The 23,814-nt window shown below is 59.1% G+C and carries 16 protein-coding genes and 3 tRNA genes; 5 read left to right on the plus strand and 14 right to left on the minus strand.

Features of this window, described 5'->3' with window-relative positions; all coding sequences use genetic code 11:
* Both AC2D8O_RS08755 and AC2D8O_RS08760 read left to right on the plus strand, forming a co-directional pair.
* Window positions 1-918 (plus strand): S66 peptidase family protein, encoded by a 918-nt coding sequence (locus AC2D8O_RS08755; RefSeq protein WP_484678442.1) that lies wholly within the window; start codon window positions 1-3, stop codon window positions 916-918.
* A gap of 55 nt (window positions 919-973) precedes the next feature.
* The gene (locus tag AC2D8O_RS08760) at window positions 974-3,652 is read left to right on the plus strand and encodes a YfhO family protein (protein ID WP_484678443.1); all 2,679 of its coding nucleotides are present in this window, start codon (window positions 974-976) and stop codon (window positions 3,650-3,652) included.
* Window positions 3,653-3,744: 92 nt separating this feature from the next.
* Here AC2D8O_RS08760 and AC2D8O_RS08765 read toward each other — a convergent pair whose 3' ends face one another.
* From AC2D8O_RS08765 to AC2D8O_RS08800, 8 genes are all read right to left on the minus strand, one after another.
* Window positions 3,745-4,371: a hypothetical protein gene (locus AC2D8O_RS08765; protein WP_484678444.1), complete on the minus strand. Its 627-nt coding sequence runs from the start codon at window positions 4,369-4,371 to the stop codon at window positions 3,745-3,747.
* 20 nt (window positions 4,372-4,391) lie between these two features.
* Window positions 4,392-6,071, minus strand: coding sequence for an ATP-binding protein (locus AC2D8O_RS08770; RefSeq protein WP_484678445.1), 1,680 nt, complete (start codon window positions 6,069-6,071; stop codon window positions 4,392-4,394).
* A gap of 19 nt (window positions 6,072-6,090) precedes the next feature.
* Window positions 6,091-9,939: a sensor histidine kinase gene (locus tag AC2D8O_RS08775; RefSeq protein ID WP_484678446.1), complete on the minus strand. Its 3,849-nt coding sequence runs from the start codon at window positions 9,937-9,939 to the stop codon at window positions 6,091-6,093.
* A 106-nt stretch (window positions 9,940-10,045) separates the two neighbouring features.
* The gene (locus tag AC2D8O_RS08780) at window positions 10,046-11,263 is read right to left on the minus strand and encodes a bifunctional 3,4-dihydroxy-2-butanone-4-phosphate synthase/GTP cyclohydrolase II (RefSeq protein WP_484678447.1); all 1,218 of its coding nucleotides are present in this window, start codon (window positions 11,261-11,263) and stop codon (window positions 10,046-10,048) included.
* Window positions 11,264-11,321: 58 nt separating this feature from the next.
* A complete protein-coding gene (locus AC2D8O_RS08785; protein ID WP_484678448.1) occupies window positions 11,322-12,317 on the minus strand; it encodes a glycosyltransferase in 996 nt (331 codons plus the stop codon).
* A gap of 2 nt (window positions 12,318-12,319) precedes the next feature.
* Window positions 12,320-12,925, minus strand: coding sequence for a hypothetical protein (locus tag AC2D8O_RS08790; protein WP_484678449.1), 606 nt, complete (start codon window positions 12,923-12,925; stop codon window positions 12,320-12,322).
* Window positions 12,925-14,100 (minus strand): RluA family pseudouridine synthase, encoded by a 1,176-nt coding sequence (locus AC2D8O_RS08795; protein ID WP_484678450.1) that lies wholly within the window; start codon window positions 14,098-14,100, stop codon window positions 12,925-12,927. Before AC2D8O_RS08795 ends, AC2D8O_RS08790 begins: the two co-directional genes overlap by 1 nt.
* A 293-nt stretch (window positions 14,101-14,393) precedes the next feature.
* Window positions 14,394-16,622 carry an FG-GAP-like repeat-containing protein gene (locus AC2D8O_RS08800; protein WP_484678451.1) on the minus strand — a complete coding sequence of 743 codons (2,229 nt, stop codon included), beginning with the start codon at window positions 16,620-16,622 and terminating at the stop codon, window positions 14,394-14,396.
* 101 nt (window positions 16,623-16,723) lie between these two features.
* On the opposite strand from AC2D8O_RS08800, the gene AC2D8O_RS08805 reads away from it, so the two are divergent.
* The 3 genes from AC2D8O_RS08805 to AC2D8O_RS08815 all read left to right on the plus strand — a co-directional run bounded on the left by AC2D8O_RS08805 (window position 16,724) and on the right by AC2D8O_RS08815 (window position 17,138).
* Window positions 16,724-16,810: transfer RNA gene (locus AC2D8O_RS08805), tRNA-Ser, on the plus strand.
* 51 nt (window positions 16,811-16,861) lie between these two features.
* Window positions 16,862-16,936, plus strand: a tRNA-Pro gene (locus AC2D8O_RS08810).
* 128 nt (window positions 16,937-17,064) lie between these two features.
* Window positions 17,065-17,138 (plus strand) — tRNA-Arg (locus AC2D8O_RS08815).
* Between the two features lie 154 nt (window positions 17,139-17,292).
* On the opposite strand, the gene AC2D8O_RS08820 is transcribed toward AC2D8O_RS08815, so the two are convergent.
* From AC2D8O_RS08820 to AC2D8O_RS08845, 6 genes are all read right to left on the minus strand, one after another.
* Complete coding sequence (locus AC2D8O_RS08820) at window positions 17,293-17,520, minus strand: histone H1 (protein WP_484678452.1); 228 nt, start codon at window positions 17,518-17,520, stop codon at window positions 17,293-17,295.
* An 80-nt stretch (window positions 17,521-17,600) separates the two neighbouring features.
* On the minus strand, window positions 17,601-18,848 hold the full coding sequence (locus AC2D8O_RS08825; protein ID WP_484678453.1) for an aminotransferase class I/II-fold pyridoxal phosphate-dependent enzyme: 1,248 nt from the start codon (window positions 18,846-18,848) through the stop codon (window positions 17,601-17,603).
* A 44-nt stretch (window positions 18,849-18,892) separates the two neighbouring features.
* A complete protein-coding gene (locus AC2D8O_RS08830) occupies window positions 18,893-20,134 on the minus strand; it encodes an anthranilate synthase component I family protein (protein WP_484678454.1) in 1,242 nt (413 codons plus the stop codon).
* Window positions 20,135-20,160: 26 nt separating this feature from the next.
* On the minus strand, window positions 20,161-21,090 hold the full coding sequence (locus AC2D8O_RS08835) for a hypothetical protein (RefSeq protein ID WP_484678455.1): 930 nt from the start codon (window positions 21,088-21,090) through the stop codon (window positions 20,161-20,163).
* Between the two features lie 346 nt (window positions 21,091-21,436).
* The gene (locus AC2D8O_RS08840) at window positions 21,437-22,540 is read right to left on the minus strand and encodes a glycosyltransferase (protein WP_484678456.1); all 1,104 of its coding nucleotides are present in this window, start codon (window positions 22,538-22,540) and stop codon (window positions 21,437-21,439) included.
* 8 nt (window positions 22,541-22,548) lie between these two features.
* Window positions 22,549-23,781, minus strand: coding sequence for an NADH-quinone oxidoreductase subunit D (locus tag AC2D8O_RS08845; protein WP_484678457.1), 1,233 nt, complete (start codon window positions 23,779-23,781; stop codon window positions 22,549-22,551).
* Window positions 23,782-23,814: the final 33 nt, after the last annotated feature.

The raw sequence follows: 23,814 nt of genomic DNA on the forward strand, positions 1-23,814 counted from the left end.
ATGACTGTCCCCCCATTTCTGGAGCCCGGCGACGCCATCAGCGTAGTAGCTACCGCACGTGCCGTAAGCCGCGAGGAGCTGCAACCAGCAGTAGAAGCCTTTCTGCGGCACGGGCTGAAACTGCTGCTGCCTGAGGGTCTGTTTGCCCGCGAACACCAACTGGCGGGGAACGATGCTCATCGGCTGCGCATGCTGAACGAAGCCTTGGCCAACCCGGCCAGCAAGGCCATTCTGTTTGCGCGGGGCGGGTACGGCACCAGCCGGATGGTGGACGGTATAGACTGGCAGGTTGCCAAGCGCCATCCGAAATGGATGTGTGGCTTCTCGGACCTGACGGTGCTATCGGCGGCGGCAATGCAGCAGGGCATCTGCACCTTGCACGGACCCATGGCCATCAGCTATGGCATGCAGGTAGATGCAGGAACGCTGGAGGCCCTGCCTCGCTTCCTGAAAGGCGAATGGCCCCTGCCACCCAGCTACCGCCCCCACCCTGCACACCCCAACCGCTGGGGTACCGCCAAGGGACGCCTGATTGGTGGCAACCTTAGCCTTCTGTGCCATCTGGTGGGCACCCCCACCGACTACGACTACGAGGGTGCGGTGCTGTTTCTGGAAGACCTGGACGAATATCGCTACCACATAGACCGGATGCTGCGGCAACTGAAGCGCAGCGGACGCCTGGCGCGGCTTGCCGGACTGATAGTGGGCAGTTTCAGCGACCTGAAAGACAACGCGATTCCGTTTGGCGCCGACTACACGGACATCGTTCGCGAACTGGTGGCTGAGTATGACTACCCGGTAGCCTTTGGCTTCCCGACCGGGCACGAACGCCACAACTGGCCGCTGGCCGTAGGCTGTGCGGCAGAACTGACAGTGGCCGAAACAGAGATTTCGCTGGTGTACAGCCCCACTGCCTAACCCATTTGCTACTATCTTTGGGCGGGCCCAACGGCCCCTTTTGTTTTTACTGCCGATGATCAAACGCTACTTTTCTCGCCCCGACGTGGGGGCCACCTGGCTGTCGGTGCTGGGTTTGCTGTTGCTGGCGATTCTGCTTTTCAATCCGCTGCTGCGGGGTAAAGTGCTGCCGATGGGCGATGTGGTGAACGCCACTGGCATGCAACGCGATATCGTAGAATTCCGCGAGAAGACCGGCCAGGAGCCCTATTGGGCTGAAAATATGTTCGGAGGCATGCCTGGCGAAACCATCGGCAACGACTATTCGGGCAACCTGCTTAAGCAGATGCACCAAGTGCTGATGGACGGACTGGGCCTTCCGTTCCCGATGGTTCACTTCTTCCTTGGCATGGCCTTTTTCTACGGTCTGCTTCGGGTGTGGAAAGTAAACCATCTGCTTTCCATTGCCGGGGGCATTGCCTATGCCTTCTTCTCGTACCACATCATGTGGATTGAAGCCGGGCACACCAACAAGTTTCAGGCGCTGATGATAGCGCCGGGCGTGCTGCTCTCGATTTCGCTGCTGTTCCGTGGCAAACTGGCGCTGGGCTTTGCACTGACCTTTCTGACGCTTGGTCTCCAGCTGTATTACAACCACGTGCAGATGACCTATTATCTGGCGATGGTAGCTGGCTGCTATGTGGTGTATGAACTGATCACAGCCCAGAAAGAAGGTCGTCTGAAGCAGGCTGGCATACAGGTAGTGGTGCTGACAGTGGCTTCGGGCATGGCCCTGATGCTGAATGCCGTGCCCATATACCCGCTGTACAAATATTCGCAGTTTACCATCCGTGGCAAGAACGAACTGAAGGTGAACCTGGGTCAGGGTGGCGCCGGAGACGGCGGCCTCGACCGCGATGCCTATGCCTACAACTGGAGTCAGGGGCGTCTGGAAACGATGTCGCTGCTGATACCGAACGTACAGGGCGGTGGCAATGGCTACCTGCCCGAAGACGGCAAAACACTGGAAGCACTGGTGCAACACCGCAACGAACTGCCTGGCCCGCCCGAACAGTTCATTCCGCAGCTGAAAAGCCTGTCGTACTGGGGTGACCAACCGTTTCTGTCGGGGCCCATCTACATAGGTGCTGTACTGGCGTTTCTGGCGCTGGTGGGTATGATACTGGTGCGCAGCCGCCTGAAGTTTGCGCTGGCATATGCCATTCTGCTGGGCCTGTTGCTGGCCATGGGCAAGCACAGCTTCAGCGTATGGGAAGCCCTGCTGATACTGGCCATGCCTGCCGTATACCTGTTCACGGCAGACAAAGTGAAACTGGACCGCACGCTGTATGGCGTACTGTTAATGGCAGGCGCGCTGGTGGTAGTACTGGCAGTATCGAAGAACCCGGCTGGTTACCGGTTCTCTGACCTGCTTTACGACTACCTGCCGCTGTACAACAAATTCCGGGTGCCGAGCTCCATGCTGGTGATTGTGTCAATGGCAACACCGTGGCTGGCGATGCTGGGTGCCCAGGCACTGTTGAACGAGGAGACTGACAAAGAGGCAAAATCGAAAGCGGTACTATGGGCGGGCGGCCTGGTGGGTGGCGTTGCGCTGCTGTTCTGGGTGATGGGCCCAAGCCTGTTCGATTTTGTGTCGGCGCAGGACGAGCAGGTGCTGTCATCTGGGCTGCCGAAGTGGCTGATGGACGCCATTCAGGCCGACCGGGCGGAGATGCTGCAAGCCGATGCCCTGCGTACACTACTGTTTGTACTGGCTGCTGCCGGGGTTTGTCTGCTATACACCAAGCAGTTTGTGAAATCTGCCGCGGCAGTGAGTGTGCTGCTGCTGGCCTTGGTACTGGTGGATCTGTGGGGGGTAGACAGCCGCATGCTGAACTCCAAGACCTACCAGCGCAAAACGGAGTATGCCCAGAACTTCCAACCCCGTCAGGCCGACCTGCTGATCCGCCAGGACACGACCCACTACCGTGTGTTTGCACCTACCCGTAACCCATTCAACGATGGTTTCACGCCGTATTTCCACAAATCGATCGGTGGTTACAACGCGGCCAAGCTGCGCCGCTACCAGCAACTGATTGAAAAGCACTTTACGCGTGGTATTGGCGACCCGAACGTGCTGAACATGCTGAACACCCGGTATGTGATTTCGAGCCAGCAACTGAACCTGAGCCAGTTTGCCGAGGTAGCCAAGACGAACGACGGAGAGTATATCTACCTGAACAAGACCGACTACGGCAACGCCTGGATTGTAGACAAGGTGATGATTGTGCCGACGCCTGACGCCGCACTGGATTCGCTGGGCACGGTGTTCTCATTCGAGACGGCCATTGTGGAAGAGAGCCAGAAGGGCCTGCTGACAGCGTACAGCACGGATTCGCTGAACCGCGAGCGCGAGCGGGTGCAGTTGCTGCAAAGTGACAACACGTACCTGAAGTACTCGTACAAGTCGGACAAGGCGCGATTTGTGACCTTCAGCGAGGTGTACTACCCGAATGGCTGGACGGCCACGATAGATGGCAAGGACACACCGATTGTGCAGACCAACTTCGTGCTGCGCGGTGTTGTAGTGCCTGCTGGGGAACACACGATCGAATTCCGCTATGCGCCAGAAAGTATTCTGATTGGCGAGAAGATTTCAATGGTATTTTCAATCCTGCTGGTGCTTGCGCTGGGCGGGGCGATATACCTGGAGGTTAAGGGTCGTAAGCCTGAAGAGGCTGCGCAAGCCTAATGCAACCAAGTTTACACCAAACATGGAAAGGGCCACTCGATTGAGTGGCCCTTTCCATGTGTTATACAGCTGTAGAGGGATGGGAAACCGTGCTACCTGACTGCGTAGTCGGCTTGGCCTATAACACGTGTTCGGCCTTCGTCAGGCAGAAACAGAATGTCTGTGCCGAAGGTAAGGCGATGCAGGTGGTAAAGGCCATCGGTGCGGAAATGCACTTCAATGTATACGTGGGTGTCGTAGAGCCAGGACTGCCGCTCGATAGTGGAAGCGATGTAGCGGATGACGCCAGTGGAGGCATCTCGGACGATTTTCTGACGGCGAAGGTCGCACTTGGCTTCCAAATTGGGCTTGAGAACTGCAACAAGGGTATCGCCACTGCGGGTGGTATCGAAGTATGAAAGCAGGGCGGGGTCAGAATAAAGAAGTTCGGTGGCGTACGCCAGTTCGTCGGCAAACTGAATGGGTGGAGCCGAGCGATCGGCAGTACCGTTGTCCTTGCTGCCGGGCTTATTCTTGACCAGATAACGTATAGTGGCACTGGAAGCAGGGGCCGAAGCGTCATCGGCGCCTGCAACCGTTTTGCGGTAAGAGAACGAGCGGTCAATACTGCGGTCGACCTGGGCCTGGAAACGCGAACGGATAGGATTGACGGGCTGGGCCGCCACGTGGACAACAAGTAGCAACAGCGCTGGGAGTATAGCCAGTCTGGGGGACATCATGGGGGAAAGGTAGGGAAAACTCAGGCGTGGAGAGGTAAAAGAATTGTGAAGGTGGTGCCTTTGCCAACCTCACTGGTGACACCCACAGTACCATTGTGCATCTGTACTAGTTCCTTGACGATGGAGAGGCCAAGACCGGTGCCACGTTCGCCGGCGGTGCCTGCACGCTGACGCGCTGCGAACTTTTCGAAGAGGCGCGGCAGTTGGTCGGGCTGAATGCCGATACCTGTATCGGAGACGGTAATGCGTGCCTGTTGGGCATCAGACGAAAGTGTAAGCGTAACGGATCCGGCGGTGGGCGTGAACTTGATGGCGTTGGAGAGGAGGTTGTTCACGGCTTGCGACAGTTTGCCTTCGTCCACCATTGCCATAATGCCAGAGGGCGCATTGACGAGGAGTTGAATCTGCTTGGTGAAGGCAACCGGCTCCTGGGCAGAGATGAGGCCGCGCAGGAAATGACCGAGGTCTACTTCCTGTCGGCTGAGGATGATTTTTCCGGACTCGAGGCGTGCGAGGTCGAGAATGTCGTTGACGAGCTTGAGGACGTTGCTGGTAGATTTCTGGATCATTTCGCCGTAGCGCATGACGTCGGGCGTGTTCTCGGCAATGTCCTGGTCTTTGAGGAGGCCTGCCAGCGAGGCGATGCCTGTCAGGGGCGACCGGATGTCGTGGGAGACGATGCGGACCATTTCGTCCTTGTGGGAGTTGGCCGCGATGAGCTCTTTGGTGCGCTCGTAGACAGTTTCCTCGAGGTGATCGAGGAGATAGGCGTGATCATAGGCGATGGCTGCCTGCGAGGCGAGGGTCTGGAGGATATCGATGCGCTCTTCGGTAAAGAGCCCCCGGAGGGTGGCATGTTCGAGGTAGAGAACGCCCACCTGCTTGCCACTGTTGATGAGGGGAAGGATGAGGAAAGAGGCCGGCGGGCGCGGGGTAAAGTAGGGATCTGGGGTGAGTGCGGGCGAGATATCGGCATTGGTCCAGAGCTGGCCGGCGTTGGCGGCTTCTCGAATGAGGGAAACCGGCATAGAAGCGGCCGCTTCCTCCAGCGTGAGAGCGGTGGTTTCGATGAAGCCACCCGCCTTAAGTGAAGCTTCTACCCGCAGTACATCGCCATGCTGGCTGACGAGCACCAGACGATCGGCGGCGGAATACTCGCGCATGACGCCCAGCATGGCGCGGTTCAGGTCATTGAGCTCGCGCTGGCGGGCGATAATCTGAGCGGCGTCGTGCATGAGACGAAGGACACGGTTTTGTTCGTCTATGCGACGGCCCTGCACATAGCTCTTGGCGGCCTCTTCCACTGACATCTGCATGTCGGTGATATCCCAAGGCTTCTCGATGAAGCGGTATAGGGCACCTTTGTTGATGACGTTGGTGACGGCGTGGGTCTCGGCCTGGCCTGTGAGCATGATCTTGAGCGCCTCGGGGACCTCACGATGACTGGCAATGAGAAACTCATCGCCCTTCATGCCGGGCATGAAGTAGTCGGCGATGATGACGGCCACTTCCTTACCGGAATTGACGGTGTCCTTGATGATTTCGAGAGCCTCGTTGGCGGTGAGGGCTTTTTCTATGAGAAAGCCACTGCCCAACCGCGCCGACAGCTGCTCTTCGAGCGCGTCTACTACCTCGCGAACATCATCCACGCAGATGATTACGGGCTTTGCATTAGAAACAGCGGTAACGGCGGATTGCATATGCTAGGGAGAAGGAAGGTCAGGAGTTGGGGAACTGCGGAAAGGGGCTCAGGAGCGTAACTGGCGCAACAGGCGGGGCAGCAGGGCCTGCAACTGGCAACAGAATGGTAAAGACGGTTTCGCCTGGCTGGCTGGAAACTGCCAGGCTGCCGCCATGCTCTTCGACAATCTGGCGGGAGATGTAGAGCCCGAGGCCGGTACCTTCGCCAGCGGCTTTGGTGGTGAAGAACTGATCGAAGACGCGGGAGAGGTAGTCGGCGGGGATGCCAGGGCCGTTGTCGGAGAACAGAACCTCGACCTGCTGGTCGACGAGGCGGAGGGCAATGCGGAGCACTGGCTGGAAGCCGGGATCATCCTTTCTCTTCTGGCCAATGGCGTGCACAGCGTTGACGAGCAGGTTGGTCCAGACCTGCATGAGGCGCTGGGGGAAGCCCTGCAAGGGTGGCAGGGGCTGGAAGTCGCGGATGAGCTCTATGCCATCTTTGAGGGTGTGGCTGTAGAGGGTGAGTACGAGGTCTATGTTGTCGGCGAGGTCAAAGGGCTCGAGGACGATTTCCTGGCCCTGCCCTGAGCGTACGTAGGTCTTGAGCGAGGTAACGATGCGCTGTGTTTTCTCGACACTCTGGAGAATCTTTCCGACGTTTCTTTCCAGGTTGCCGAGACGGAGAGCTGCCGCCAGAATTTCGTCGGCGCGGGCATGATTGAGCAGCGGCAGGAAACGCTCGGGCTGTGCCTGTACGCCCAGTTTGAGAAGGGTGACTGCGCGGCGGTCTGGATCTTCGACCTGAAACTGTGCAAGGACTGCGGAAAGCTGGTCGCGGAGCTGGCGTTCCTCGCGGGTGCCGAGGGTTTCGGTAGCGAGGGCGGCAACCGCCAGCAGCTCGCTGAAGGCCTGTACCACGGGCTCTTCCAGCTGCCGAAGCAGGCCCGGTAGCGAACGCAGAGTTTCGGGCAGGCTTTGCGACAGGGTCTGTGCCGTGCCTTTGATGGCCCCCAGTGGACTGTTGATTTCGTGAGCGACATTAGCGACAAGCAGCCCCAGCGCGGCCATCTTCTCGCTCTGCACCAGCTGCTCCTGCTGGCGGTGGATAGTGGCGAGAGATTCAGCCAATTCGAGGTTTTTGGACTCGAGGATGCGGCGCTGGCGCTGGTTGTCGTCGAGGGTGGTGGCAAGCTCGCGGTTGCGGGCTTCGAGCTGGTGCTGGCTCTGCTCCAGTTCGCGGTTTTTGCTTTCCAACGCTTCGGCGTTTAACTGCAAATCGCGTGTTGCGTTCTTTATAATACGGTCTTTTTCAACGCTATCCTGCACAATTTTGTAAGTGCGATATCGCAGGAAGCCATACACCCCGCCGCCCAGCAGCAACGCATAAAGCAGGAAGGCTGGCCAGGTGTAATACCAAGGGGCGCGAACTGTGAAGCGGTAGGAAGTGATGGGGGAAATGCGGCCGAGGTAGTCGACGGCGCGCACCTGGAGCTCGAACGTGCCGATGCCAAGACCGGAGAAACTGGCACTGCCAGCAGTAGACCAGTCGGACCAGTTGGTGCGGGGTTGGCCGTCGCGAAGGAGGCGGTGAGAATAGCGGATGGCCTCGGGGCGGTAGTAGGCAGCGGCGAGATAGGAGACGTCGGCGGCGTTGCGCTCGTAGTCGAGGAGCGGGCCTTCCTCGGTGCCAGGGAAGGGGTCGATGCTCAGGCCTTCTTTGTCGCGGAGGCGAATCTGCCGGAAGGCCACATGGAGATTGCCGATGGGTTCGCGGCCAAGTTGAATCCGGAGCAGGCGGCCCTCGGTAGCTACCCATGCCTGATTGTCGGAGATGGGCAGCAGTGCGTCGGCGCGGCGCTGGAAAAGCCCCAAAATGCCGGAGGTATCGGCAGTGTAGCCCTGCGCAGTCTTGCGAATGACCACAAGGGTGTCGCGATTGGCAACCCAGAGAGCGGCAGCAGACTGGGGAGCAAGGACAAGGTCGCCTTGACCTATGAGGCGCGAAAGCAGGGTATCTACCCGCAACTGCCCCTGACCGTTAAGGACAAACACGCCCTGCGCCGAGCGGAACAGCTGCTGTCCAAACGCCCGGAAGCAGGTAAGCTGGGCATCGGTGTTGGTGGGGCCGCCCTCCAGCCGCTCAACCAGCGGGGCCGAGGTAAATGCCCGCGATGGAAAGAGCGCTACCTGTGCGCCCCGGTCGTGCCCCAGCAGCAGTCGGCCGTCGGTGAGTTCTTCCACCGAATTGTATTCTTCTGTAAGGCCCTTGAGGACGATTTCTTCTGCTGCCACACCGTCGGCGGCAGGGCGCAGCACACGTACCTCGCGGCCAGTGAGCACATACAGGCGGCCGGGGAACAGGGCCGAGATTGCAATGCGGCGGACATCGCGGCCACTGGCCCCCAGCAGGGTGGCTTTGTTCTGCCGGATGAGATAGACGCCGGAGTAGGAAGCCGCGAACAAATCGCCATTGTGTTCAAGCAACTGGCGGACAGGTGCCTGAATGCCCTCGACACGGCGGAACGAGACAACCGATGCACCCGAACTGAGGAGGCGCTGGAGGGGATCGGCGAGCGGCGTGGATTCAGCAGCAGCTTTGCTGTCGGCAGGTTTGCCCCGCCGGGGCTTTTTTCGCCCGGCAATGGTGCGTACGGTCGGCTGGGCCAGAAGGCGGCGGGCGATTTCCTGCTCCAGTGCGCCGGGTGCGGGCGCCGCAGGCTGCAACGGCACCCCACCCTCGCCCAATCCCATGCCCGATGACAGGCCTGAAACCGAGGTATAGAAGAGCCCCTGAGACGTGCCTACGTACAGCCGGCCGGCATATTGCCGCAGAGCGAGAACACTACCCGAAATGCCTGGCAGAAAGCCATAGTCCTGCACGGGAAGGCTGTTGCCAACCAGCACTACACCATGATCGGTAGAAAGCCAAAGGTCACCCCCAGCCGGACTCGCCGCCACAGCATAAACAGCCTCACCGCTGAGAGCCGTAGAAGAATCGAGGATGGCGGAGAGCTTCTGGGTGCGGGTGTCCAACATGAGCACGCCGCGGCGAACGGTAGCGATGGCCAGCCGGTTGTCGCCTGCCCAGGCTGCATCGTAAATCTCGCGACCATCGAGATAGGGATTTATGTCGGGGGCAAAAGGGGCTATCTGCTCGGTGTTGGTAGTGAAGAGGCGGTGCTTACCCTCAGCGTCTACAGCGCCAATGAGGACATTCCAGCGATTGAAGGGCAGGCAGAAACGGATGTCGAGGCCGACGGTGGCGCGGGCATTACGGGCAGGGCTGAGTTTGCCTTCCATAACCTCGTGGAGGCCAATGCCCTCGACATTGACGAAGACCTTGGCGGCTGTGCTGACCAGTCCAGCAAGTTTGCGGCCGGGATATGCCAGCGCCGTAATGCGATTGGATGGCAGGGAGTAGACGAGAATGTACTCGCGGCTGTAGAAATAAACCAGACCACTGTGCAGAAGAATGCGGTCGACAGTGCCAAAGGCATCGTTGGCTTTGGCGAGCTTAGGAATGATGGGTTGCAGGCGGTACTGACCATTGGGGGCCATGAGCAGCACACCGACGCGCCCCCGGGAGCCGACGTAGATGCGGCCAGCGGAGTCGGCGGCCAGGGCGCTGACCTCGGGGACGGCGGCAAGCTTCTGCCACTGGTTGCCCTCGAGCAGGTAAACGCCGTCGCGGTTGCCCAGGAGCAAGAGGCCTTCGGGCGTAGTGGTGAGTGCGAGGTTATTGCGGGGGTCGCCTTTGTCGTCGGGCTGAGTAAAAACGCGCGTGGTTGGGTACAGTCCCTGCCCAAAGGCAATGGCAGGTAACAACACCAGCCAGCACAGCGCCAGACGCCCCAGAGCATAAATAAATGTGACGGACCTCACCACCTATCAAAAATAACCTGAAAAGCGGGGAGGAAAGGCAAAAGGGGCAGGCAATTGCCCACCCCTTGTTTCTGAACATTACAAACCCGGTGGATACCGGGCGGCAAAATCAGCTTTCCTTGAGGATGGTGTGGCCCATCTTGTCCTTTTTGGTGCGGAGGTAGGACTCGTTGTGCGGATTGGGCGTGCACTCGATGGGCACAGACTCCACGATTTCGAGGCCATAGCCGAGCAGCCCTGCGCGCTTGGTGGGGTTGTTGGTCATGAGGCGCATTTTGGAGATGCCGAGGTCGCGAAGAATCTGTGCGCCGATGCCGTACTCGCGCTGGTCGGGCCGGAAACCGAGCTCGACGTTTGCCTCCACAGTATCGCGGCCCATTTCCTGCAGACGGTAGGCTTTGAGTTTGCCCAGCAGACCAATGCCACGACCTTCCTGGTTCATGTAGAGCACGACACCCTTGCCTTCGCGTTCAATCTGCTGAAGGGCGGCGCCGAGCTGGTCGCCACAGTCACAGCGGAGCGAGCCGAGAATGTCGCCAGTGAAGCAGGAGCTGTGCACACGGACGAGCACGGGCTCGTCGGGCTTCCATTCGCCTTTGACGATGGCCAGGTGGGTTTCGCCGGTGTGGCGGTGCTGGTAGGCGATAAGCTCGAAGTGACCGTACTTGGTGGGCATCTGCACGATGACCTCTCGGGTAACGAGCTGCTCGTGGTTGAGGCGGTAGCGGATGAGGTCGGCGATGGAGACGAGCTTTAGGCCGTGCTTGTCGGCAAACTGGCGGAGCTGGGGCAGCCGGGCCATTTCGCCATCGTCGCCAATGATTTCGACAATGACACCCATAGGTTTCAGACCTGCCAGACGGGAGAAGTCTACAGCTGCTTCGGTGTGACCGGCGCGACGAAGGACACCGTCGTCCTTGGCGATAAGCGGAAAGATGTGACCGGGACGGCCGAGGTCTTCGGGATCAAGGGCTGGGTCAAGCAGCGCCTGTACGGTGCGGGAACGGTCGTAGGCCGAGATGCCCGTGGTAGTGCCATCTTTCTTGTAGTCGACAGAGACGGTAAAGGCTGTTTCGTGCACCGCGTTGTTGCGCGACACCATGAGGTCGAGTTTGAGCTCGGCCGCACGCTGGGCGGTCATGGGTACACAGATCAGGCCCCGGGCCTCGCGCGACATGAAGTTGATGACCTCGGGGGTAACGAACTCGGCCGCAATGACCAGGTCGCCTTCGTTCTCGCGGTCTTCGTCGTCCACCACTACTATCATCTTGCCGGCCTTGATGTCTTCGAGGGCGGCCTCGATGGAGTCGAGTCTGATGGGATCCATGTGTGAGATAGAGGTGTGAGTTGTCGGTATCAGTTAAACACCGGTTTGGGGCAAAAAATTACCCGGCGGTGACAAAAGCCTCGAACTGCTGGGCCTGCCCTGCGGGGGTACGCTGCGCCAGAAGGTGTTCGCGTGCGTTGGCACCCAGCAGGCTGCGGAGCCCCCGTTCGGCCCGGAGGCGCTCGACAGCCGCAAAGAGCGCAGGTGCGGTATCGGCCAGCAGCAGGTGCGCTTCATGCGCAAGGCCAAGTTCGGCAGCGGTTTCCGGTTTAGACACGCAGGGCCGCCCCAGCTGGGCAGCTTCGGCAAGGGCTCTGGCGCCGATGGCAACCACGATTTCGGCCTGCATCAGCAGGGCTGTTACGTCCTGCTCGTTGACGGGGCGCGCGGGATGCTGGTACTGCTGGGCGGGCAGGCGCCAGTCGTCGGGGAGCGGGGCATCGGCCCAAACGATGACGGAGCCCTCCGCGACCTGAGGCAGATCGAAGGGAATTGGCAACAGCGGCAGCAGAGGAGCCAGTGCCAGCATGTTCTTGTGCAGGGGTTTATCCTCAGGAAGTGCTATCTGTCCTTTCAAGAGAAACCCCTGCTGGCGCAGGAAACGCTGACCGGCACTGGCATCCATCCCGGCGATAAACGCGGAGGGCAGCCAGCCATCGTCGGCAGCAGTGCAATGGAAGATGGGGGCCTCCGGGGCCTGGTAACGGATGACGTCGGCGTAGACCAATGCGGGGTTACCCAATATCAGGCAGATATGGGGTTTCTGTTGGCGGATGTCGTGGACCAGGCGCAGCGACACCTGTTCTTCCAGCCACAGGCTGTAACGATACGGCAGGCCTCCTATTACTTTGGTGAAAAGCGCACCACCAATACCGGGGTCAAAGGGAAAAGGAACCGTAACCAGCCCTGGAAACTCCACTATTGGCGCGGGTATCTGGGGGTGATGGGGCGCCAGAGCCACACCATACAGTCTGTGGCCGCGCCGTGTCAGCGCCGACAGCAACGGCCCGGCAGTTGCCAGGGCGTCGGGGGTGGCCACCACCAGTATCTGCATGGCTATTGCTGGAGGGTAAGGTGGAGTTCGACCCGAAGGGCATTGACGCCGGAGCCCTTGATGCTCTGGCTGGCGGTGTTGCGGAGCATTTCGTTGAGGCCAATGGTATAGAAAACGCCAAAGCCTACAGTGCCCCAACGGGCGGGGAAATCGAAACTGGCGCCAATGGGCACAGCGGCATACCACGCCTGCATGGTGCCTTCGGCCCCGCTGATGAAGCCTTTGCGGGTGGGTACCCAGCCGAGCAGTAGGCCCGTTTGGGGATGGAACCAGCGAAAGCGGGGCCCTACACGGAGGTCGCCCTCGATGGCGAACCACTGGGTCTGCTGGTCGGTGGAGAAGTCCTGCATGAGGAGCGGCAGGCGAAGGCCGCTTTCCTCACTGCCTTTGTAGATGAAATTGAGGCCGAGGCGCATGCCACCCCACTGGCTCATGCTGCTGTAGTAGCCCCCGACATAAAATGTGGACCAGGTGGACTGCGCCAGCACGGGCTTGTCGGTGACGTCGGCAAAGGAGCGGAAATCGGCACCGAGACGGAAACCTACCCCGCGCTGGGCCAAGAGCCCTGCCGGGAGGAAGAGAAGAACCAGGAACAGCAGCGGGCGCATCAGGAGGTAAGCGATTGAGGATCGAGGGTGTCTTCGAGGGCTTCGCGGATGGGGTCTACCTTCATGAAGGCCGCCATGCGAATAATGACCTGCTTCATATCGTCGGGCAGGGGGCAGGCAAAGTGCATACGCTGGTGCGTTACTGGGTGTTCGAAGCCGAGGGTTTTGGCGTGCAGGGCCTGGCGCGGGAGCAGGTCGAAGCACTCCTGTATGAAGCGCTGATAGGCACGGGAGGGCTTGCCGCGCAGGAGGCGGTTGCCGCCGTAGAACTTATCGGAGAACAGCGTGTGGCCGATGTGCTTGAGGTGCACGCGGATCTGGTGGGTGCGGCCGGTCTCGAGCTTGCACTGTACAAGGGTGGCCACGCCATAGCGTTGCAGCACGCGGTAGTGCGTGACGGCGTGCTTGCCCTTGTTGGGGTCGTCGGTGACGGTAAACTTCTTGGGGTCGCTGTCAGAACGGGCGATGTTGCCGACGATGGTGCCCCCTTCGGACTTGATGTCGCCCCAGACGAGGGCGTAGTAGAGCCGGTCGGTAGTGCGGTCGAAGAACTGCTTGGCGAGGAAGTTGTAGGCGTGCTCGGTTTTGGCAATGACGAGGAGGCCGGAGGTGTCTTTGTCGATGCGGTGAACGAGGCCGGGGCGAATGCGCGCCTTGTCGGCATCGGGCAGCTCCATGTTGTTGAAGTAGTGGAGCAAGCCGTTAACGAGGGTGCCGGAGTAGTTGCCGATGCCGGGGTGACAGACGAGGCCCGCCGGCTTGTTTATGACGATGAGCGAATCGTCTTCGTAGACGATGTCGAGGGGAATAGGCTCGGGCCGGAGATCGGGCGCGGGCGGATACGGCATGATGACGCTGACGACATCGCCGGGGCGCACCTTGTAGCTGACCTTTACCTGCTTTTCGTTGACGCGTATGAAGCCAGCCACCGACGCCGCCTTGATGCGGGAGCGCGAGATGTTCTTGACGCGGTTGGCAAGGAAGAGGTCTACCCGCAGGGATTCCTGGCCCGGATCTACGACGATGCGGTGATGCTCGTAGATGCGAATATCCTTGGTATCGAGGAAGGAAAAGTCTTCCTCGGCAGCCGGAGCGGCGGGGGCCGCGGGGGCACTGTCGTCGTCCCAACTGAGGGAATCTTCTTCTACGTAGGGTTCAAATTCCTCGTCGGACATCTAGGCGAAGGCGAAAAAGCGATAAGCATGCAAGATAACGTACAGGCGGCAGAGCACCTATTGGCAGGCACTTTCCACAGGCTATTCACCAGATAAACAGGCATTTCCACACATAGCCTTTGCAATGAACAGCTTTCAGGATCCTTTGAACGGCAATCGACAGGCTATGAACAGCTTATACACAGGAATAGGCTGGTTTGGTCCTTGAAGTGTCGCAAACTGCCGCACCGTGAAGCAGCGGTAGCTGGATACCCACAGACAGTCCACAGGCCGTCCACAGGCTTTCCACTAGGTTATTCACCCGAAACCAACAGCACCCGCAAGGTGGCTTTGCGCCCATTGAGGTCGCCCTGCAGGATGTAGACGGCCGATTCCAGCCCAGAAAGACGCAGGGTGAGGCTGGAAAGCGTACCCTCGGTAGGTAACTGGGCCTCGCGCACCGTACGGCCGAGCAGATCTATCAGTCGCAGGCGGGTGCCCGCTGGGCCGGTTACCGTCAGAAGCCCTGTGGTGGGATTGGGCGCGATATCCAGCTGAAGGTCGCCGCTGAAGTTGGGCTGGTCGAAGAGGCGGGCTGGAAGCGTGGCCAGCGTTACCCCACCCTGCCGTGTGCCCACCAGCAGGGCCAGAGTGTCGGACTGGAACAGATTGCCAAGCGCAGGGGCCGAAAACGCACCGGAAACATCGGTGAGGGGTGCCAGTTCGGTAAAAAGCGCGCCAGCAGAAAGCGAAAGGTTGGCGAAGCGCCTCAGGGTTGTGCCAGCGGTTCCGACTAGAAGGTCGGGCCGGCCGTCGGCGTTGAGGTCGGCGATGAGAGGCCGGGCCTGCCCTACCCCCTGTATGGGGTCGCGGAGGTCAGCGCCGCCCCAGGTGGTGCTGATGAGCGTGAAACGGGCGTCGGTGCTGCTGCCGGTGTTTTCGTATAGAATAAGACGGCCCGACTGTGTGCCCAGCACGAGGTCGAGGTCGCCATCCTGGTCTATGTCGGCGAGGGTGGGCGCCAGGCCAAACTGGCCCAGTGCGGAAGCTGTGAGGAAATTGGCATCAAGCAGCTCGAACTGCCCGCCGGAAAGCTGCCGGTAACGGCGCAGGGCCGGGCGGTTGGTGGCAGGGTCGAACACGGCAAGCAGCAGGTCGGCATCGCCGTCGCCATCGAGATCACCAAAGGCGGGAGCCAGACTCACCAGCTGACTGGTGCTGGCATCGGCAGAGAGCCCCAGCCAGTCGCGGTTGACGAGAGACAGCACGGGCTGGCGCGACGAGCCGATGTTCTGCAACAGAGCCAGCCCGGCACGAAAGCGGCCGGGGGCCTCGAAGCGGAACTCTACCCCGACGACGACATCGAGGAGGCCGTCGCGGTTGACATCGGCAATGGCCGGATAGGCGCGGGAGCCAAAGTCGAGCATGGTATTCTGGAGGAAGTCGCGCTCCTGCAACTGGAAGACTGGCTGCGTGGCGGTGCCGGCATTGTGGTAGCGCCAGACAGAGGCGGTATCGGCATCGCGGCCAAAAGAGTTGGGGCTGACAAGCAGATCGGGTACAGCATCGCCGTCGACGTCTTCGTAGTACATAGCCGGGGCGCGTTCTACGCGTATGGGCTGACTGCTCGGAAAAGGGCCTGAGACAGAGACCATATCGGCGGCGCGGCGTGTACCGCCATTCACGAGGGAGATAGCGTAGTTGATTTCAGTATCCGAAATGAGGACATCGGTGAGCGAGTCGCCATTGAGGTTGAGCGGCAGAATGGCGCCACCGCCTTCATGGTCAGTTTTGGGGGTTGCGACATAACAGCCAGTAACGCCTAGCTGAGCGGTATAGCCGCCAAGCGGATCGGCAGGATTGAAGGCTTCACGGAAGTTACCCCAACAGGTAGCAGCCTTCTGCATGAGGAGGGTATCGGCGCGGCCCAGCAGTTCTACGCCCATGTTGCGATACCACGCAACGTTGAGGCCCAGGACATCCCATGCAAGAATGTCGAGGTCGCCATCATCATCGATATCGGAGAAGGCATCGAGATCTGCATTGGCGGTGTAAACTGGACGGGTGACATTGTCCTCATCAAGAGACTGCAAAACGGCGTATCGGCGCTGCCAGCGGAAGGAGCCATCGGGATTGCGGCCGAGGTTGACCCAGACCTGCGTGGAGTTGAGAGAGTCGGCGAAGAGGTCGGGCAGACCATCGGCATTGTAGTCGCGGAGGAGGAGCCAGTTGCGGAAGCGAAACTGCGGGAACCAGCGCCGGTAGGCTTCGTCATAGCGGAAGCGCAGATTGCCGGGGCGGCCTGTGTTGATGAACGTAAGGATACGGGCATCTGCACGATCGGCGACGACGAGGTCGGGCAGGCCATCGTCATTGAGGTCGGCAACGGAGAACTGAGGTGCAGATAGCCCTCCAGCCCAGGCAGAACAGAGCGTATCGGCCTGAAACAACAGCGGCAACTGAAAGCGGCTGGTTTGCGCATGTGCCTGAAAGACAATCAGCAGCAGCGCGAAGGCCCAAACAGCCCTGAGGGAACAATGCATGGCCGAAGATGGTGAAAAGAGAAAAACAGGTCTGAGGGACAAAAAATTTTGTGGTTTTCCTTTGCAGGAGAGAAAGAGGCGTGTACTTTTGCATTCCCAACGGAGAGGTGGCTGAGAGGTCGAAAGCACCTCCTTGCTAAGGAGGCGTACTGGAAACGGTACCGTGGGTTCGAATCCCACCCTCTCCGCAACAGGCCCGGGAAACCGGGCCGCTTCGTTTCGCGACGAAGCTGGGTACTCGGGGCATGGCGCAGTCCGGCTAGCGCACCTGGTTTGGGACCAGGGGGTCGTAGGTTCGAATCCTGCTGCCCCGACGAGAACAAGGCCACCTTCGGGTGGCTTTTGTTTTGATGGAAGGAATGGACAAGTGATGGTGCGGGCTTTGGCACAGCAGTTGAAGTGCTCTATCTTTGCCGCGCTGCCACGAGGCTGCAATGTGTATGGCTCCGTAGCTCAACCGGATAGAGCAGCGGCTTTCTAATCCGCCGGTTGGGGGTTCGAGTCCCTCCGGAGTCACATTTATCTCAGAACGCAACAGGCGCCACAATCACGGCGCCTGTTTTCATTTTGGGGCAAAAAGAAACCGCACTGCCAGGAAAGGGCAGTGCGGTGTAGGAATTGAGCCCAGCCAGGTTTGGCCTCACGGCCATACAACCAGCTTCGGAAGGAATTACTTCTTCTTGGCAGGAGCGGGCTTCTTGGCAGCGGGCTTCTTGGCAGCTGAGGAGTTCTTGATCTCCTGTACGGCCATGCGGATTTTCTGAGCTTCGTCGCGCAGATCCTTCATGCCCTTACGTACGCGAGTACCAGCGGCGTTGTTACCCTTTTCGAAGAACTTCACGAAATCGTCTTCCATGCCTTCGAACATTGCCTTCAGCGAAGCATAGGGGTTTTTCATAAACGGGTAGATAGTTAAGTAAGTAGAAACACCGATTATGAACCAATAATATGCCTTGGCGGGCGCAAAAACAAATTTTTTTACACCAAAACAGGCATTTTGTCCTCGTACTGCTTGTTTTTGAGCTTGTCGGCCACCTTGGTGAAGGTATCCAGGGTGTATTCTACGTGCTCCATGGAGTGTGCAGCGGTAGGAATAATGCGCAAAATGAGGCCGCCACGCTCGATTACCGGATAGGTAACGCCTGAGACGAAGATGCGGAAGTTCTCGCGCACGTCTTTCATCACCTGCACCATTTCGCCTACGCCACCGCGGAAGTAAACGGGCGTAACGGGTGTTGTGCCAGCGCCGATATCGAAGCCTTTGGCTTTGAGGCCGCCCTGAATGGCATTGGTGATATCCCAGAGTTGCTTGCGCAGCTCGTGACGGTCGCGGAGCAGCTCGAGACGCTTGATGGCGCCGATGGTGAGGGCCAGCGGGAGGGCCTTGGCGTAGATCTGGCTGCGCATGTTGTAGCGCAGGAAGTTGATGACCTTAGCATCACCGCAGATGAAAGCGCCGATCATGGCCATGGACTTGGCGAAGGTGCAGAAGATTAGATCGATGTCTTTCTGTACGCCGAGGTGCTCGGCAGTGCCCTGACCCTTCTCGCCCATGATGCCGAAGCCGTGTGCGTCGTCAACAAAGATGCGGAAGTTGAACTCCTTCTTGAGGGCGGCGATTTTGTCGAGGTAGCCGTAGTCGCCCTTCATGCCAAACACACCCTCGGTGACAACGAGGATACCCCCACCCGTCTGGCGGGTGATTTCCTGGGCTTTGACAAGGCGCTCGCGCAACTGCTCGATGTCGTTGTGGCGGAAAGAGAAGCGCTTGGCGGGGCTTTGCAGCATGCCGTCGATGATGCAGGCGTGCGACAGCTGGTCGTAGACGATGACGTCGTGACGGTCGGTAATGGCCTGAATGATGGAGGCGCAGCCCTGGTAGCCGAAGTTGAGCAGGAAGGCGTCGTCTTTCTCCATGAAGTCGGCGGCCATGCGCTCGAACTGCTCGTGGTACTCGGTATTACCAGTGAGCATGCGTGAGCCCATTGGATAGGCGAAGCCGTACTCGGCAGCCGCCTTGGCATCGGCCTCGCGCACCTCGGGGTGGTTGGCCAGACCAAGGTAGTTGTTCAGCGACCAGACGAGAACTTCCTGGCCCTTGAAGTACATCTTGGGGCCAATCTCGCCGGAGAGCTTGGGAAAGGTAGTCCAGCCGTGGCCGAATTTGGCGTACTGGCCGAGGTCGCGCTCCATGGCGCGGTCAATCTTATTGAAGATATCGGACATGTCTCCTGGGAAAAATCGGGGCAAAGGTACTTTATTTCCACTGGTTAACGCGCGACGGGCGGAAATAGTCGTTGAAGGGCAGCAGCTTTTGTGAGGGTCTCTTCATACTCGGCCTGCGGGTCGGAGTCAATGGTGACTGCGCCTCCTACATTGTAGGAAGCGATGCCGGTGCGGGCATCCATCTGCAGGCTGCGGATTACGACAGACAGGTCAAAACTGGCGTCTGGGCCGAACCATCCAAGGGCACCGGCGTAGGCGCCACGGCCTGTGCGTTCATACTGCTCGATGAGGCGCATGGCGGCCACCTTGGGTGCCCCGGTCATACTGGCAGGGGGAAATGCGCATGCAATGGCCCGCCAAGGACTGTTATCCGGGCGGAGCTTCCCAGTGACCGTGCTGATGAGGTGATGCAGATGACGGTAGGAATACAGGCCAAACAACTCAGGCACGCGCACGGAACCAGGCACACATGTACGGTTGAGGTCGTTGCGGGCCATGTCCACAATCATCACGTTTTCGGCGCGGTCTTTGGGGCTTGAAAGAAGAGCCGCCTGCGTCTGAGCATCGTGAGCGGAATCGGGCTGGCGGCGGGCTGTGCCTTTAATGGGCTGTGACACCAACTGGCCACTGCGGAGTGCCAGAAACCGCTCCATAGACCCCGATACCAGCGCCAGATGGGCAAAACGGAAGCAGGCAGAGAATGGAACAGGTGCGGCAGTGCGAAGCGCCAACCACACCTGCATGGGGTTCAGCTGTACTCCTGTTGCAGTATACTGTTGCGAAAGGTTGATCTCGTATGCATCGCCCGAACGAATATGCTCCTTCAGGGCAAGAACGGTGGACTGGTAATCGGCAGGGGTGAAGTTGGACACGAAAGCAACAGGGGGCAGTGCGCCAGGCAGTGGGGCTTTCTGCTGCTGCCATTTGGCCAGCAGTGCTGTTGGATTTTCAGCCCAGATTACCGGCGACTCGCCTCTTCGCTGATAGACAATCCACTCTGGGCAGAAACAGGCCACCTCGGGCCACGCAACAGGGGCCACTCCACCCAGATCGGCCAGCGGCTCGAAGAGGTTCTTAAGCTCATAAGGCAACAACCCAGCCACCCATGCATTTTCACTCAACGCCTTAGACAGGGCTGAAATTGAGTCGATTGGCATATGGCCAGCGGCTGCAAAAAACTCGAATGATCCGTAGGCATCCGGATAACCGCAGGAATCCAGTAGCAGGCTGTAAGGATAATCTTCAGCCAGTGCGGCCAACCTCTCCAGCTGCTGGGCTGAAGCCATGCAGGAGCGTGTTTGCCACCGTTGGCTCACAGCCCCAGCCGGTAGTTGACCATGGTCTGGATGCGATAGAGCTTGCCGAGCTCTGTGAGCAGGCTTGCAGCAGCTTCCTGCTGGCGGTCTAGGGCCAGCTTGAGGAGCTCAGGATGCTGGAGATGCTCGCCTGTAAGCTCTGTGCTGACGGAGAGTACGGGCTTGCGGCCGCCGTAGCGTACAGCGGAAGCTACCATGAAGCTCTCGTGGTTGAAGCGGTTGAGGCGAATCCAGAGCCGCTCGTCGGTGGAGTCGAGAATACCGATGTCGGTGCGCAGGCCCAGGAACCAGTCGGCGTGGGCCTTCTGCTTGCGCACGAAGGGCAGTTGCTCAACTGTGAGGGTAGATACCTGCTCACCAGCAGTAAGGCCGTATTCGAAGCGGGTGATCTGCACCACGTGTTCGGGGCCCAGCAGATCGCCCAGCAGCTTTTCGGCCAGAATACCTGCGGCATCGCGGCCCATACCGTCCTGCCAGGCAGGAGGTGGTAGTTCGCTGCGAACAAGGTGGAAGAGATTGGCGCGGAGCTCGGTTTCCTGAAATGGCAGCTCGGCAAAGTCGGCTGTTACCTGCTTGTAGAGGCTTTCGGCAGCCGAGACCATCTCGAAAACAACGCGGTAGAGCCAGCCGTTGTAGGGAGAATCAGGGGCGAGCGTGCAGCCGAGACACAGATTGGCGTCGGGCGAGAGATAAAACTGGCCGAAAGGAACAAAGCTGTTGTTCTGGTGGACGGTGTGCCAGAGGGTAAGCTTGTTGCGGGTGAGTTTTTCCAGCAGGCGTACTTCTATACGCAGACCAGCGGCGCTCTGCTCTCCTACGAGTATAACCAACCCAGATTCTGCCCGGAGGCGGTCGGCGCTGGGGCGTTCTACCGCCCGCAGGCCCAACTCCAGAAGGGTGCGTTCCAGTTCGTCGATCTGTGCCATGCGCAAAAAGAAGTAAGCAGAATCAGGGAATGACGAAGTAAAGGCTTACCGTAGAGAAAAACCTTGGCAGCTTGCTGAATTCGTTAACAGATACCCCTTATGCGACAGAAATGGTGTTGACAGGCAACAAAAAAGGGCAGCTTGTGCCGCCCTTTTCAAACAAACAAACAAACAAACAAAACTGAATATCGGAGACGCCTTGCGGCGCACGATGTCTAGGCTTCCGTTTCAAAGATGCTGCCGCAGTTGTATAACTACGACTAACACCTTACAAATATAGAGAAATCGCCTAACGCCAAGCAAGCGGTTCAGGAAAAAATTAAGCTTAAAAGCGTACGAAAAAGTGCTACCAGCGCAGCGACTTGGAAACGAAGGCTTTAGCCGAGACAATGCCCAGCAGAACTATCCGGAAGGCGTCTAAAAGGGGCATAAATAGAATCGCCCAGGAGACATTCAAATGCTGGCCAGCCAGAAGTAAATAGGTAGTTCGCAGTAGGAAAAGACATACAACCCCTCCGATGATGTCATACATCTGTCCGTAGCAAATAGCAATACAGAGGGCCAGGCCCCACACGGCCACACCGGTAACAGAAAAGGCAGCCAGCAAAGCTTGCGAAACGACGCCATATGCGCTACTGGCGCTCACATGGCGGGTTTTCTGCCTGATCAGCTGGCCGAGTGTCGCCTTGGGCTGACTGAGGGCGAAGCTATCGGGATGAAGCGCCACTGCCGTAGCCTGGGGCAGGGCATTGTGGTTGATCAGCAGGTCGTCATCGCCTGAAAGCATATGCGCATGTTCGCGCAGCCCCCCTACCCGTTCGAAGAAGGTGCGATGGTAAGCCAGACACCGCCCTACGGCCATGTAAGGAAACCCTGCCATTGCCGCTCCCAAATACTGCGCTCCGATACAGAATGCATCCCACCTGATGATGACATTCAACAAGCCTGAACGGTACTCGTAGGGACTGTAGCCCAATACCACTTCTTTGCCCTGCGCAAGCGGTGCCGTGAGCGTGGCGAGCCAATCGGGGCCTACTTTGCAGTCGGCATCAGTAAAGGCCACCACGGGGTGACTGGCCGATGCTACGGCTGTCTGTACGGCCCATTTTTTGGGCGACCAGCCCGCGGGTGTTTCGGTAATTGACAGAATGCTAACGTGAGGAAATCGATTGGCGGCAGCCTGCAGCAAAGCATGGGAGCCATCGGTACTGCGATCATCGACAAGCAGCAGTTCGTAGGCAGGGTGTCGCTGACAGGCCCAGGAGGCGAGGTGACGCCGCAGGTTATCTTCCTCGTTGTGCAGGCAGACAATGAGCGTAACTGGCAGGAAGGTTGTCGATGTATCTGGATGAGACAGGCGCTTTGCCAGGCTCGCACGGAGCCATTGCCAGGCCAGAACTGCCAGCAGGGTCGTCTGTACTGTCCAGCAGATCCAGAAAAAAGCAATCATGGACGGAGTCAACGGTCTATCTCGCAAAGGACGATATCGATGGAGCCCAGTATGGCCACGAGATCGGTGATGAGTACGCCACGAGCCAACTCGGGCAAAACAGACAGGTTGCAGAAACTGGGGCCGCGGGCCTTACAGCGCACCGGCACCTCGCTTTTGGGCTCGGCCTGGAAGTAGAAGCCGAGTTCTCCGCGGGCGTTTTCGGCACGAAAATACAATTCGGGCAGTACCGGGCGGGCCTTCTTGGGGCAGTTGGCGCGCGGATCGAAGGCAGGGGTACGTTTGTGAAGCCCCAACAGCCGGTCGATACATTGACGGGCAATGCGCACACTCTGGCGGATTTCTTCCACCCGAACCCAGTAGCGGTTCCAGCAGTCGCCTACAGTGCCAACGCCATCTTTGCCTACAGGGATATCGAACTCCAGTTCGGGATAGACTGAATAGCCATCAACCTTGCGCAGATCCCAGGCCAGGCCAGACGCACGAAGCGCTGGCCCTGAGATACCATAATTGAGAGCCGTAGCAAGCGGCAGTACGCCTACGCCAGCAGTGCGTTCGATGAAGATGCGGTTGGAGGTCATGGCGACGTCGAACTCGGCCAAGCGAGGCTCGAATACATCAAGGAATTCGCGGGCCTTTTCTTCGAAACCAACCGGAAGGTCGAACATAAGGCCACCTACCCAGATGTAGTTGTAGAGCATGCGGGCGCCGGAGGCCCATTCGAGGAGTTGAAGGATGGTCTCGCGGTCGCGCATGGCCCAGAGAAACGGGGACCAGGTACCGACGTCGAGCCCGAAGGTGCCAATGGCAATGAGATGCGAGCCGATACGGTTGAGCTCGGCCACGAGCACGCGGATGTATTCCACACGGGGATCAAGCGTGCCTTCGATGCCACAGAGCCGCTCTACCGCCATGGCCCAGCAATGCTCAGAGTTCATGGCTGCGAGATAGTCGAGCCGGTCGACATACGGAATGCTCTGAGCAAAGGTCATGGTCTCGGCGTGCTTTTCGAAGCAGCGATGCATGTAGCCGAGATGGGGAATGACATCCACGACAAGCTCGCCATCGGTGACGAGTTCAAGGCGCAGCACGCCATGTGTGCTTGGGTGCTGGGGCCCCATATTAAGGATCATTTCCTGCGTACGGAGATCGCCCAGTTGTGTGCGGTTTGGGGCAGAGCGTGCCAGCAGCTCGGAATAGCTGATTTCGTTGCGTTGGTGGTTCTCGAAACGCGGCTGCATAGACGGAAATGAGTCCGGAGACGTTAGGAGTGC

The sequence above is a fragment of the Pontibacter sp. T17 genome (assembly GCF_057219875.1).